This window comes from Fibrisoma limi BUZ 3 (genome assembly GCF_000296815.2).
Classification (GTDB): Bacteria; Bacteroidota; Bacteroidia; order Cytophagales; family Spirosomataceae; genus Fibrisoma; species Fibrisoma limi.
The window spans coordinates 45,184-59,247 of sequence record NC_019017.1 but is presented as its reverse complement, the minus strand read 5'-3'; the positions used below and the strand labels follow the sequence as shown (position 1 = coordinate 59,247).

14 protein-coding genes are annotated in these 14,064 nt (G+C 46.7%); 12 read left to right on the top strand and 2 right to left on the bottom strand.

Going from position 1 to position 14,064, the window contains the following annotated elements; translation table 11 throughout:
• Nucleotides 1-146: 146 nt before the first annotated feature.
• Nucleotides 147-2,246, top strand: coding sequence for a YWFCY domain-containing protein (locus tag BN8_RS30900; protein WP_040007230.1), 2,100 nt, complete (start codon nt 147-149; stop codon nt 2,244-2,246).
• 66 nt (nt 2,247-2,312) lie between these two features.
• Nucleotides 2,313-2,633: a helix-turn-helix domain-containing protein gene (locus BN8_RS30895; RefSeq protein WP_015056921.1), complete on the top strand. Its 321-nt coding sequence runs from the start codon at nt 2,313-2,315 to the stop codon at nt 2,631-2,633.
• Between the two features lie 4 nt (nt 2,634-2,637).
• On the opposite strand, the gene BN8_RS32130 is transcribed toward BN8_RS30895, so the two are convergent.
• On the bottom strand, nt 2,638-3,468 hold the full coding sequence (locus tag BN8_RS32130; protein ID WP_051041177.1) for a M23 family metallopeptidase: 831 nt from the start codon (nt 3,466-3,468) through the stop codon (nt 2,638-2,640).
• 30 nt (nt 3,469-3,498) lie between these two features.
• Between BN8_RS32130 and BN8_RS30885 the strand changes: the two genes are divergently transcribed.
• Nucleotides 3,499-4,890: a DUF3945 domain-containing protein gene (locus BN8_RS30885; protein WP_015056920.1), complete on the top strand. Its 1,392-nt coding sequence runs from the start codon at nt 3,499-3,501 to the stop codon at nt 4,888-4,890.
• 10 nt (nt 4,891-4,900) lie between these two features.
• Here the strand turns inward: BN8_RS30885 and BN8_RS30880 are convergent, their stop codons facing one another.
• The gene (locus BN8_RS30880) at nt 4,901-5,392 is read right to left on the bottom strand and encodes a hypothetical protein (RefSeq protein WP_015056919.1); all 492 of its coding nucleotides are present in this window, start codon (nt 5,390-5,392) and stop codon (nt 4,901-4,903) included.
• Between the two features lie 28 nt (nt 5,393-5,420).
• Between BN8_RS30880 and BN8_RS30875 the strand changes: the two genes are divergently transcribed.
• From BN8_RS30875 to BN8_RS30835, 9 genes are all read left to right on the top strand, one after another.
• Nucleotides 5,421-7,049 (top strand): toprim domain-containing protein, encoded by a 1,629-nt coding sequence (locus BN8_RS30875; protein ID WP_015056918.1) that lies wholly within the window; start codon nt 5,421-5,423, stop codon nt 7,047-7,049.
• Nucleotides 7,050-7,154: 105 nt separating this feature from the next.
• Nucleotides 7,155-9,296: a type I DNA topoisomerase gene (topA, locus tag BN8_RS30870; protein ID WP_015056917.1), complete on the top strand. Its 2,142-nt coding sequence runs from the start codon at nt 7,155-7,157 to the stop codon at nt 9,294-9,296.
• A 152-nt stretch (nt 9,297-9,448) separates the two neighbouring features.
• On the top strand, nt 9,449-9,655 hold the full coding sequence (locus tag BN8_RS30865) for a hypothetical protein (protein WP_015056916.1): 207 nt from the start codon (nt 9,449-9,451) through the stop codon (nt 9,653-9,655).
• Between the two features lies 1 nt (nt 9,656).
• A complete protein-coding gene (locus BN8_RS30860) occupies nt 9,657-9,986 on the top strand; it encodes a hypothetical protein (protein WP_040007229.1) in 330 nt (109 codons plus the stop codon).
• 497 nt (nt 9,987-10,483) lie between these two features.
• Nucleotides 10,484-11,107, top strand: coding sequence for a hypothetical protein (locus BN8_RS30855; protein ID WP_040007227.1), 624 nt, complete (start codon nt 10,484-10,486; stop codon nt 11,105-11,107).
• Nucleotides 11,108-11,272: 165 nt separating this feature from the next.
• A complete protein-coding gene (locus tag BN8_RS30850) occupies nt 11,273-11,749 on the top strand; it encodes a hypothetical protein (protein WP_015056911.1) in 477 nt (158 codons plus the stop codon).
• A gap of 959 nt (nt 11,750-12,708) precedes the next feature.
• The gene (locus tag BN8_RS30845; protein WP_015056910.1) at nt 12,709-12,909 is read left to right on the top strand and encodes a hypothetical protein; all 201 of its coding nucleotides are present in this window, start codon (nt 12,709-12,711) and stop codon (nt 12,907-12,909) included.
• A 63-nt stretch (nt 12,910-12,972) separates the two neighbouring features.
• Nucleotides 12,973-13,290 (top strand): SH3 beta-barrel fold-containing protein, encoded by a 318-nt coding sequence (locus BN8_RS30840; RefSeq protein ID WP_040007225.1) that lies wholly within the window; start codon nt 12,973-12,975, stop codon nt 13,288-13,290.
• A gap of 64 nt (nt 13,291-13,354) precedes the next feature.
• Entirely contained in the window at nt 13,355-14,044 is a 690-nt protein-coding gene (locus BN8_RS30835) for a hypothetical protein (RefSeq protein ID WP_015056908.1), read from the top strand.
• The last annotated feature ends 20 nt before the right edge of the window (nt 14,045-14,064 follow it).

Sequence of the window (14,064 nt, the reverse complement as noted above, 5' to 3'; positions counted from 1 at the left end):
AAATCATAGTGGGGACGAACCCCTTTTTTTTGGGGACGAATGTGTCCCACAGGCACATTTTAAAGTGGCAGACAAGCCAAATAAACCGAAATCTTTTCAAAAGCTGAATGCAGTAACAGACAATAATCACTTTGACAGTAATAACAATGGGCAATCAAAACGAACAACAGCAAATTGACTGGGTACACAGGGGGGTGCTTACGATCAGTTTCGTGATTTTAATGACACATGTCTACTATTTCTGTTTTGATAGTTTTGACGCACGGGGGTATACCTGGCATATTATCGACAGGTTCTTAATCAAGTTTAACCAGCAGAGTCACCTTTTCAGCAATACCATCTATACAAAGCTGATCTGTCTGGGTCTGCTGGGACTTTACGGCTGGGCGAATCGACCCAAAAAAGACCTAACGACTACCTGGGCAACAGTATGGTCCAACGCTATTCCAGGGTTCATACTTTTTGTGGGAAACTTTTTTCTACTACGGATGTCGTCGGTAAACGTAGACATCCGCAACGGACTCTACATTGCCACGACGGTATCCGGTTTCATATTGTTATTGAGCGCGGTAAGCTTGGCCAGGCGCATCATAGGCTTCACCTTACGGGAAGATCCCTACAATGAAGAGAATGAACAATTTCTGCACCAGGAAGAAAAACTAGAGAATCCGGATTCGGTAAACATTCCCATAAACTACATCTATTGCAAGCAGCAACGTCAGGGGTGGGTTAATATCATAAACCCCTACCGCGCGACGATGATCGTGGGTACACCCGGTTCAGGTAAGTCGTTTGCGGTACTCAATAATTTCATTCGTCAACATATTGAAAAAGGGTTTTCAATGATGGTGTATGATATTAAGTACCCGTCCCTTACCCGAATTGCTTACACGTACTACTTAAAGAATAAGGATAACTATCCTGACTTGAATATAGGTCAGGACGGCAAGAAAGGGGCCTTACCAACCTTTTGTAACGTAAACTTTGATAAGCCTCGGGAGTCTCTGCGCGTGAATCCATTACTGCCTACCAAGATGACTGACATACAGGATGCCATTGACGCGGCCAAGATTGTCATGTTCAACATCAACCGGGATTGGATTACCAAATCGGGCGATTTCTTTGTGGACTCGCCAATAAACCTTTTGGCTTCGGTGATATGGTACCTTAAAAAATATGACGATCGGATGCTCGGTGAGGCCGCGCAAACGGGTAGCCAACATGACGGACGGTTTATGTGCACCTTACCCCACGCCATTGAACTGATTTCGGTCGTAAAAGAAAAATTGTTTCCCATCCTGCAATCCGAAGAAGATATTGAGTTATTGCTCAGCCCGTTTGCTTCAGCTTTACTACGGGGAGCGAACAACCAGTTGGAAGGCCAGGTTGCTTCAGCTCAAATTGCGCTGGGGCGTATCGCTAGTCCGGCCCTCTATTGGGTGCTAACCGGAAATGACTTTAGTCTGGACATAAATAATCCGGCTGAACCCAAAATACTTTGCCTGGGTAACAACCAGGAACGAAAAGATACACAGGGCATTGTCATTGGCCTTATCAATTCACGAATGATCAAACTGATCAACAAAGAAGGTCAACACAAATGCTCGTTAATCATTGATGAGTTACCGACAATTTATATGCTGGGTCTGCACAATTTAATTAACACGGCACGCAGCAACAGGATTTCAACCTGCTTAGGCATCCAGGATAAATCACAACTTAAACAACAGTACGGCGATAAAGAAGCCGAAGTAATGTGGAGCACCATAGGTAACATTTTCGCCGGTCAGGTGCTGGGTGAGACGGCCAAAGACCTCTCCAGTCGATTTGGGAAAATTCGGCAGCAATCCCGATCCGTGTCCATCAATGAGCGGGATACCAATATTAGTTTGTCGGAGCGAATGGAGCCGATGATTCCGGAAAGTAAAATATCGACGTTATCGCAAGGTTCGTTTGTGGGAAGTGTAGCCGACAATATTGATCAGCAAGTAAAACTCAAGACGTTTCATGGACAACTGGTGGTCGAACCAGACATGCTCAATCAGCTAAAAAACCTTGCCAAAATTCCTGTCCGTCCCGAGATGGAAAAGTATACGGATCAGGAAATGAATCAACTCGTGGCTGACAACTTCAAGGAAGTTAAACGAGATATTAAAGCGCTGGTTGAAGCCGAGCTAAACCGGTTGAGTAACGACCCTTCGTTACAACACCTGGTCAGCCAGTATCAGGAGGCCGATGAAGATTAATCTATAAAATCTCAGTTCTATGTCATTATTTAGCGGATAATTAACACGAATTAGACGCGGAGAATAATGTTGGAAAGTTTACATACCCGATTGCGATTAGCCCGCGTTGAACTGGGCTTGACCCAGGCTGAGGCAGCCACCGCCATTGGTATTAAACAACCCATGCTTCACCGCGCTGAAACTTCAATGGAGATCAGTAGTAACCGGTTAATGCAGATCCTGAATTACTACGTGAATCAACGCAGCATCAACCCCGCTTGGCTACTTAGCGACCCCAACACGGCGTTTACCATCATGGCCACCGAATCGAACGTTAATGAGCAAAAGCTTCAGCTCTTAGAGGTTTTTCGGGAAGCGTTGGATGAGCTGGACAAACCGAATCGGTAGTCCACTATTTTCTGGTTAGGGTGGTGGTTTGTTTTGCCGTTTTTGACAGCAAAAAGCAGTAGGGTAGGGGATCAACAACCTGCCCGTTGTAGCGAACGCCATAGTGCAGGTGTGGGCCGGTGGTCATACCCGATACGCCCACCCGGCCGATAACCTGCCCTCGCTGGACAAAATCGCCAGGTTTAACCGAGCTTGATAGTAAGTGGCCATAGAGCGTTTGATGTCCTCGACCGTGCGTTAGATAGATGGCCAATCCTATTCCGTCAGGTTGGTTGATTACTTGCCGACAGAAGCCATCCGCAGTTGCATATACGTAGGTCCCCAACGGTGCCGGTAAATCGATGCCCGCATGCGAAACAAGACTGCCCAAGACCGGATGTTGACGCATTCCAAATCCTGAACTCATTCGGGTCCTGGCCAAGCCCGTTACTTTACTGGCTGGCACGTAAAAGGGTAAAATGGAAGGAACGTCACGTAACCGGTACAAAGCACGATCCCGATCAGTAACGCCTTTTTGACTTGTTTCCGTACGACTACTGGACGATACCCGACCAATTGCTAGGCTATCGACGTACCGTAGAAAGTGTAAACTGTCGTTTTCTGGCTTAGCCGCTAGGGATACAGAAACGGGCCTGGATAAGCTGGCCAGCGAGTTGGTCTGATCCAGGTAGGTAATTGGAAATGAATGCCCACCGGAGTGGGCAGACGTGTCAGCAGAAACTGGTTGTGAATAGGTGGAAAGCTGGGCGGGCGAGGTGAACACCCCCTGCGAAAAACCAGCATTTGAGCCAATCAACAACGGAATGAAAAGAAGTATCTGTGTCGAAATACGCATAAACAAAAATACGTAAATCACGCTACAAGTATGGCAAAACGAAACAATCCCAAGCCGGCACCTTCCCTTAAAGTTACCCCCCTCGAAAGGGAAGCCCCCGAAGCCGAACAACTTAAAGAACAGTTCTATGAACTGCTTTTGCCGGAGGAGTTTCAGGAACTTCGACAGTATTTAGGAAATGATGGCTTTTTAAGCAACGATGAAATAAGCCGGGCCTTGCGGGACGGGCGTTTAGAAAAGGATGAACTTGCCGAAAAGGTTAAGACGCTGAATGTTCCCCAAGACAAGGATTTGCAAAAAAAGATGGTGGACTACCTCTGGGAGCTTCACCTGATTGTACAAGATCCGGTTTTTGACCGTATTCAAACGGATCGGATCTACCGGGTTGAAAAGATAGAACCTGCTCTACCGCTACCCGATACGGAACGAAAAGTTGGGGATGAGCAAGCCAAACAAAAACAACCGGATAGGAGCCTTGAGATTATTAATGGAGGACTGTTGGCTAACTTCTTACACAATTTTAAGAAAGCGTACAATCTGGAGGAAAACCCTCAGCTAGACATGGATAAAAAAACACGCTACCAATGGCAGGATGTGGAAGCCTCCTTGGAAAAATTCGGTCTAACGCGGCAAATGCTCGCCGAAACAGGTAATCTTGACCGGCTATTAAAGGGCGAAAAAACGGGAGTTATAGATTTCAAGGCTGAGTACAACGGTCAGGACACCCCGCTACGAGGTAAGATTTATTTAGTAAACCAAGGGGAGGAAGTAAAGCCCTACTTTCAATCCATCAAGCAATCGGTGATGGTGCCCGATCAGAAATGGGGGTACAGCTTTAGCCAGGAGGATAAAGACACGTTAAAACAAAAAGGGGAGTTAGGGAAACAAGTTGAATTGGAGGACCAATCTACGAAGCAAAAATTCAAAGGGTATGTAGGAGTGGATCAAGAGACCAACTCCTTGATGGTATGGCGCGCTGACCGGGTTCACATTCCTGTTCAAATAAAAGGGGTTACTTTGTCCAAAGAACAGCAGGAAACGCTGGAGCAGGGTGGTGCCATTCGTTTGACCGGTTTGACCGGTGAGAACGGTCAAAAGTTTGATGCCGATGTCCAGGTGTCAGCAGGTAAACGAAGCCTAAGCTTTTCGCCCCCATCGGAGGCAATCAAGCAAACCATTGATCTAAGAACGGCGAAGGAAATGGAACGCACCTCCGATCAGTTACAGGGCACGTCGGCCGGAGGTGCTACCACGAAAGACAAACTACCCGAGCAGAAACTTAAGAAAGCAGAATCAAAAAATAAGGGTATTGACCCCGAAATTGCCATAGTCGGGGAACCCATCGCTAAGAAAGAGCCAACTAAGAATCGAAGTCAGACTAAACACAAAAAAAACCAGAAGGATCAAGGTCTCAGTGTTTAACCAGCTTAGCTTACTGTCTTGACCAAGTAAGCGTAACGGTATGCGTCTGCTTGTCGGGGCTGTCGACTAAATCAATGTGGCGGTGCCAGATCATCGTAGTTTGATCAACCGTCACATTGAAATAATCGCCGGATGCGTAAGGTGACAAAACGCTCAGGGTTGAGCCGGACGCTTTCCAGGTACCTCTTTCGGTAAAACCAAACAGGGTCAGCGTCCGAGAATCACAATTGTCCGTAGTTGTCCTTGCTATTTTTCCGGCGCTGGTCATGTTCATGCGAAAGGTATCGATACACTCGTCGCCAATCTGTTGACGATAAGCAGCTAGCAGGTCAGTAACATTTTTACCCCAAACGCCTGTTTCCGGCGGGTCAGTGGTTAACGCCTGGAGTTTCCAGCTACCGGCTACCAGCGCCGGATCGAACGCGGGAGTTACCTGGTCACCACCTGATTTTTTACAATTCCAAAGGAGGGTAAGTGTTGCGAAAAGAATCAAACGTTTCATATGTTATTTGTTATTAATTGGATAAAAAATGCCTACCTACAACCAACCCAGTTTTCAGGATTATCGAAGTCAGATATCAATTATTGAACTGGCTCTCCATGCGGGGTATGAATGGCAACCCAAAAAAGGGAAGACGATGCCTGTACTCTACAACCAGGCATTTGATGATCATATTGTAATCAAGAATCCAAATGATCCAGCCAATCAAGTGTACTTCAAAACCGGTTCGTACTCGGATCGCGGTACGCTGATCAATTTTATTTCGAACCGGCTAACGAGCTGTTTCAGCCAGTATAATAACCCCAACCGGACCCCGGCGCAGTGCATTAATGATGTACTGAAGGATTACTTAGGTATCGTTCCTGAACAAAAGCAAACGGTTAAAAAGTTAGAAAACTTTATTCATACAAGCTACAAAGAGGCTAGCAATGAAAAAGAATTTTCTCTCGAGCACTATAAGCTCAGTCAACTACCAGCCAAAAATTACCTGACCCAAGAACGCCACATCCTGCCCGATCTACTCACCTCGGCCCAATTTTCGGGAACAGTGGCTACCCAGCGGGTATATTTTGACGAGGGTAAGCCCGTTTCTTTGGCCGGTAATGAGCAACCCCCCAATGGGGAGCGGGTCCTGGAGAATATTGCGTTTCCTTATATTCCCGGCGACGGCGAGGCCATCAACGGTTTAGAGCTGCGCACGTCAACCTTCAAAAGCCATGCAGTAGGCTCCGACCGAAGGAACGGGGTGTGGATCTCCAACGCTAACGAAACCCCTACCGAGCGGCTCGTTGTTGGGGAGAGCGCTATTGACCTTTTATCCTTCCGCCAACTGGAGCTAAGTACGGGCCTGCATCCCCAGACCGACAGCCGGTACGCTTCGATTGGGGGGAGCTTGTCACTGGATAACCTAACGACGCTGGAGCGATTCATGAACAAGTCAACCCAGCTAGTATTCGGTTTTGATAACGACGATAAGGGAGCTCGTTACGCACTTACCGCCTTAACGGCTTTGTCAAAAGATAGTTTAGCCTTGACTCAGGCCAGCCAGCAAGGGTACGTAGCCTTACAGGTGTCTTCACCAACGCTCCAGCGCGTTTTTTCCGCCTTAATCGAAGAACACAACCAAACAATGAAAACCTATATGCCCGAAACGGCAGGTGAGTTAAGTGCGGATATAAAGAAAAATATGTTTCATTGGCGAGGGGACACCAAAGTGCCTACCCTGGAAATTCCAATTAATACTGCCATTCTCAACACGGTAAATAATCACCTCATTCAACACGGTCAATTCTCGCGTTCGGTCGCCATCGCGCGGCCCAGGGGCAAGGATTTCAATGAAGACTTAAAAGCGGAACAACTTCGCCAGGTGAAGCGACCCATTCTGATAATTAATCAGGAGAAAGGGCAAGTTGTTGGTCGATTTGCTAGTGAGGAAGCCGCCCGGCTTTATATCGAAAAGGACTTGCCCAAAAAAGCATTACCGGTCGGCACTGAACTGCAAATTGTGAAGGCAGGCCCTAATCAATTACGTCCTATCCCGCTGGGCGAGGTTCGACTGACACCAGCCGGTATTGAAAAAAACTTTGCGGAAAACTTTAAAACGCAGGCTAACCGGCAACGCCTTGAGCCTAATCTAGGCAACGAGCAGCGTATATAATAGGGTTATTGACTCTGCCTTTATCCCTAAAATACGGTCCGCTCCAAGCAGCTTCCTCCCCGTTTACTTGCGTCAACCCCTTCAACATTTTCAGCGCGTATAGCTATGAAACTACTAATTGTGGAATCTCCCAATAAAATTAAAAAGCTTAAATCGTTACTTGGCTCCGGCTACGAGGTTGCGGCCAGCGTAGGGCACATCCGCGACCTACCAGCCAAAGAGCTGGGTATCAATCGGCAGGCTGGTTATAAGATGGATTACCAGGTATATAGTGAAAAACAGGATGTCGTAAAACGACTGCATTACCTTGTGAGTCAAATCGGTAAAGAGAACGTGTTGCTGGCCACCGACCCAGATAGGGAAGGAGAGGCCATTGCGTACCATTTGTCACAGGTCTTACAAATTCCCTTGGCGCAGGCGCAGCGGGTTACGTTTCAGGAGATAACTCAGAAAGCCCTGCAAAGTGCTCTCAACAACGTGCGGGGGTTAGATCTGAAATTGATCTCGGCTCAAGAGGCTCGCCGGGCAATTGATCGATTGGTAGGCTACGAAATATCACCCGTACTCTGGAAAAAACTTGGCGGAAAGCTCTCGGCAGGCCGGGTGCAATCAGTAGCCCTCCGGTTAGTCGTCGAGCGGGAACGAACCATCCAGGAATTCGCCGAAAAATTTTCGTACCGAGGCAGTGGCGAATTTATAACCCCAGCCGGCGAGATAATCAAAGCAACGCGTCCGGCCATATTCGCCGATGAAGCAGCCGCGCGTAGCTATCTGCAAAGTGCCGATGCCAAATCGTTTGTTGTGGCCGACGTGCAAACTAAACCCACTGAAAAGACGCCCCCAGCTCCCTTTACGACCTCAACGCTGCAACAGGACGGCATCAAAAAGTTTAAGTGGAATGCTAAGAAAGTTATGGACGTGGCCCAAAAATTATTTGAGAGCGGTCATATTACCTATATGCGTACGGATAGTCCTAACTTGAGCGAAGAAGCCGTAGCGGCCATAAAAGCGCACGTAGAAGCCAATATCGGTACGGAGTATTTTCTGGCTCGTCGGTTTAAATCGAAAGAGTCTGCCCAGGAAGCCCACGAAGCTATTCGGCCGACACACTTTGAAAATTCGGCCGCTGGTGATGATGATGATCAGCAGAAACTATACCGGTTGATCTATACCCGCGCGCTGGCCAGTCAAATGGCAGCGGCCCGTTACCAGCAAACGGTGGTCACCATCGCCGAGCGCGACCCCCAGGATATTTACCAGGCAAAAGCCAGCGTACTCGAGTTCGACGGCTTTTTGCGGGTCTATCAGGAAAGCGACGAGGAGGATGCTGAAAAAGAAGAAACCCTAACCGCAGCTATATCAACAGGCGATGCGCTAACCCACCAACAGCTTCGCATCAAACAAACCTATACCATGCCTCCACGACGCTACGACGAGGCCACCTTAGTTAAGGATCTGGAGAATCGGGGGATTGGCAGGCCCAGCACCTACGCCAGTATTTTAGCCAATATTACCAATCGCCAGTACGTTGAAACGGCTACCGTTGCGGGTCGAAAGGTGCAGGCGCTGGTCCTCACCTGGCAACCGGGTAAGGGCGTACGCTCCACTAGTGAGTCTGTGTCAATGGGAGGAGATAAAGCTAAATTGGTACCAACCTCAATCGGCAATTCGATCACCGAATTTTTAGAGCAACACTTTGGCAGGATGGTCGATTATGAATTTACGGCCAATGTTGAGGAAGAACTGGACGAAATTGTGGCAGGCAAACGCAAGTTCATTGATGTTGTGAGCGGCTTCGATACCAGTCACCGCCAGCAAATCGAAGCGGCCAGTCAAACCGTAGCGGATGCCGCCCCGAAAGAAGGGGCCAGCAAGTTAATCGGTGAGTACGAGGGAAAGCCAATCCGGGCTGGCCAATCAAAATTTGGTACGTACATTGCTTACGACGGTCAGTTCTACAACCTGCAACATGTAGAACCCGATCAAGTGACTGTCGATCATCTTCATCAGGCGATGGCCCAGAAACAGGCGGCTAAAGCCCTCAACGAAGCAGGTTTAATCGCTAAAGTGGGTAAGAAATACGAAGTTCGTAAAGGTCCGTATGGTATCTATATTACAGATGGTACCGTAAAAGCTTCAGTACGAAATAAAACGGAGGAAGAGGCCGCAGCCCTGTTGGCCGATGAGTGTAAAGAAATTATTAAAGGCTACCTGGCTTGGGTAAAAGCAAAGAAAGTGAAATCGTGATCTGCTCATAATATTTACCACTTAGGACAGAAGCTTTCTCGCTTCTGTCTCTTTTTATAAATAGGGTAAGGTGTGTACTTGATTTTTATAGTATAATACTTGCTCAAAAAAGTACGTTTTCGTAGGTTTATGACATAATCAAAGAGCAGACCATGAAAACGATTGTAAACGCGCAGGAACTGGTTCAACTGGTTGAGCAATCTCATCACTTTTTTACCTCGATCGGGGGCATAACGCTACCAATTAAACGCGAAGTCGTTCAACAGGCACTAACGGAAGCCCCAACGCAGTGCAGTGTTGGTTACCAAGCGGGTATTTTATTCATCTACTCCTGGATAAGGGATGGAATCAACAGCTAGTATGAAATCAACCGGTCACACCGTCGCTTTTGAATCGCCCCTTAATTTCGAATACAGTTCTGGGTTTACGGTCCCCATTAGCGACTTGGCGAAATCCGAAATGGAATTGTTTACCCCCAATGGCGAGCTTTGCGAAACTGAACAGGGCCTAATTGAGTGGGTGTATAACGTGGGAACGGCTGATGAGGACGTTGTACACATTGGCGTTTCCTGGGAGGGGTGGGCGCTTGTAGATTACGACGGTGTTTTTGAACTACCAAGTCAGGCAATTCCTCTACTTGAGAAAGCAGGTGTACAAGTGGGGCCGGATTTTCGGCCTGAGCCGGAATAAGATTTGATAATCAATTAATTTGATGATTTTTGTACTTAAACAAACGAGTATTAAACTTGTTTATTTAAGTACAAAATGTTATCTTTCTTCTGTAATCAAAGAAGAAAGTCATGAATCAACCACAAGCGCCACGTGAATCCGGTACCGTCTACCTTATCCATCTACATGAAAAAATGCATCACTCCCAGCATTACATTGGATTTGCCCTTAACGTTGAAGGACGCTTATACCATCACCGCCGTAACCGGGGAAGCCGCTTTTTAGCCGCAGCTAATGAGCGGGGAATAGGCTACGACATTGTTCGGCAGTGGCCAGGGGATAAGCACTTGGAACGGCAACTAAAGAATCGGAAAAAAGCCCGGTTGCTTTGCCCAATTTGTAACAAAATTCATTGATGTTTCACCTGAGCCGGGACCAGCGCCCGGCTCTCAATCCGATACCTTATGTCGCTGTTAACCGATAAAACCTGTGAGAATTGCGGCCGAGTGCTTCGGGCCATGAATCCGCAAAAAGGATCTTCTTACTATTATCCTTGCGCCTGTAACCGGCCCATCCGAACGATTTCGGGTGTTGTCCTTCCAGGAACGGAGCAACACGAGCAAATTCTAGCCAGCGGCTACTGGAATTTGAATGACTTGTTGACGCCCCAGCCCCAGAAAACGCTACAACTTAACGTCGAGAACGGATATTGCCAACATCGCACGACGCAGGGTGATAATTACGGTATAACCTGTATGGATTGCGGAGAGGCCATCGCTGGCTACGGTTATTGGGGGGAGGGCTCTACCGTCTGTAAACATGATTGGGCACGTTTGGATGAGGAATCAGACGAGGAGATGTGTATGTACTGCCAGGCAGTACGATCCGCTCCACCAAAGCCAGTAGCGCACCGGTGGCAAAAAGGTGATTTAGGCATAGTTAACAATACGTTAGTGTTGTTACTGGAAGAAGAGCGGAGCGTCTGGATCAGTCAGCGGGGCGATTGCGGCTATTATCCGACTTCAGGAATTAAATTCATTCAGCGTATTCCCTTGCCGTACCGGTTCGTTGATTGGAAGCAAACAATAGCGGACTACCTAGGGGGCAAATTCACGTCTTATTTTGCACTCGCTAATTTATAACCCTATAAACCGCAGCATACCCTTTTTTCGACGGTTAGGCTTAATCGATGGCTGTTCCATCGAATGACGGTTTAAGAAAGCTATTACCTAAGCGATTGGGTTTGATTACAGAACCGAAGAAGTACAGTTAGTTGACTGTACTTCTTTTTTTACCAAATTGGCACTATGCAACTAGTAGGACTTTTTGACGAATGGTTAGAGACCTTAACTAAGTTTAAAAATTTGCTTATCCAGCAAGTTAAAAAACATGGACAGAATAAGGTTCTAGCTCAAATTATGGTGTTCGATAAAACAAGTCAGCAGTCAAAACCCATGACGCGCAGCATGTATAATGCTCGGCTTTTGCATTCTCAGCACTGGCCGTTAGGGTTGGTCGAGCAATTTGCCCAGGTGCTGGCTTGTCCGGAACTACTGATGCTGTACCAAAAACAGGAGGCTATCATTAGCCAATTACCAGGTCAGTTGTCCGCTTATATTAAAGCCGCCAAAACGTCAAACGTGTTCGTTATTCATTTACTCGGAATTAATCAGGCAACTTTCTACGCCAAGCAAAAATCCCCTAAGACGTGGCAACGCGATGAACTTGTGCGCATTGAGGAGATTTTTACCACAATCAAATCGCTTGAACCGCCAAAGAAATGAGTTAACCCTAACCCTTTCGGATGTTTAAGCCGAGACGGTTCAAGGTACCGGGTTGAGGTAAACCTTTAATCTGGACCTCTCGTCAGAGATGGTTGAGTTACTGAAAAATTCATTTCCAAGGCAACCAGTTAGGATTTTCAACGGCCATCTTGTATGAACAAAACTAGTCGACTACTCGAACCAATTATACCGTTACTCTGTGTGATCGCAGCATCGTTGCTGTTGAAAGGAGCTTATACCGGTCCATTCCTTGAGCCAGATGGCGTGAGCGTCACATTAGCCGCCAGGTTGTGGATGATAGGCCATATGTTGTTGTTGTACCCATTTCATCATTATATCCTGTTAGGAACCCTATCCTGGAGCCTTGAGAAAAGCTCGCCTTCGGTGACAAAGCGTGATAAATAGCGCTTATTCGTGGGCGGTTTATTCATCGCGGCTAGTATAGGGATTGAGTTTAGTTTACAGACTGTCACATTTCCGAAAGTCCTTTGGTTTTCTCAAGTAATACGAGACTTATATACCGATATGTTAATCGTGGGTCTTTTGATATCTTTTATTTACGGTAGTGGTATCCGAGTCAGTTATCCTAAGCGGATGCAGTGGTCCCTCAACGCCCGTAAAAAGCAACGGTCAGTAGCCGCCTAGGCTGAACGATAAGTTCACTTCAACAAGGAGGATTTAGAAAGCACTAACCAGTAAGGTCTAATAAAATACGTTAAACCGCTCATTCTTTCAGCGGTATGTTTACATATTATATAAACATACCGCTGATTCGTTACTGTACACCTCGTGGTATCAATACGCAGTCACATAACTGTCTGTAAATTAATAATATATAAAAGGGTGAAAGGTGGTTTTAGGCTAAAATAATTTCAAAATTACAAATAGTATTCTTTGTAAAAATGTAAAAAGTGCGTATCTTTAATACATAATCAAAGAGTAAAAAACACCTTAAAGTCATGACAATCAGCACCGAAACCAGCTTCGATTTTGAGTTCAAATACACGCCAGGTGTGCCAGCAACCCGTGATTACCCAGGCGATGGCCCAGAGGTAGAAATCCTGACAGTACGGCTAAACGGAGTCGTAATACCCATAGAAGCGATTACGGCTGAACAGTACGAAGAAATGGTGCAGCACGTTCACGAACACTATTACTAAGCATAAGCCCGACGACCCAGCGGGCTAAGTCTGGGTCAGTTTCACTTTTAACTATTGCCGCACATGAACTCTTCTAATTCTCTTCGTAACGACGCCCTTATGCTGGCTAACCAGATCGTTAAGCAAACTGGAATGAGCTTTGGTAAAGCCCAGAAACAGGCATGGGCGACCCTCAAATTAACATCACTGATGCATCAAAAGCCGGTAAGTTTCTTCTACATCAAGGGAGACGGAACAGAACGCTTTGCAATAGGTCATTACGGAGCCGCTGAGCCTACTCCGGTCAATGGCAAACCGACTAATTCGATTGTCGTCCGCTACTTTGATACCCTTGCCAACCATTGGAGATCATTTAGGGCTGATCGACTCATAGTCTGTTAGCCCCACACCCCGAAGGCCGGACGGGGTTTGTTCCAGCCATTTTACATCTTTTACATTCTTGATCATGGCTAAGTCCAACACCCCTGCTTTAGTAGAGACTACCAACTCGTTGAAACCGTATCAAAAAGTGAGTGAGTTAACCGGCGAGGTTATTAACAAATACAAATACCTGGAGGGCCACCCGCGTCAGTATCGATTTGATGCCAAAGAAGGTGTGTTCAATATCAATGGTAGCGAAAAGCTCGGTCGGACGTTCACGTTCCAGCCAATCGCTTGGCGCATTTTCAAGGACAATATTCTTAACATGGGTGTCAAAAATTGGGCGGAACTCTTTTTTATTGATGAAAAAGATTGCGTCTCATCCATCCTGTTTCACGGCTATTCGGTCGATAACATTTTCCGGTTGATCGAACCGCTTTACTACGATGATCTTACACTGGCGGATGTAGTCATCACGGCAATTGCTGAAAAGAAAGAGAACACCAAGATTCAGCCAAAGGGCGTTTATTACATCGCTACTTTTTCTTACAAGATGGCGGAGACACAGCGGTCTAGCGAATTGAAACAGTTTTCGCGGGAGGTAAGAATATTCCGTCAGGAGACCCTTACTGACATCGCCAGTTTAAAGACAGCATATAATTTCTATAACCCGTTTGCCAACGGTGAGGTAGTTGATGAACTACCAGCAGGGGTAACCCCACAGGGTCTACGGGACGCAGTAGAAGAGCATTATACTCAGGCCGAAGCCGTCTAATAAGTCCAATTCCGGCTTGC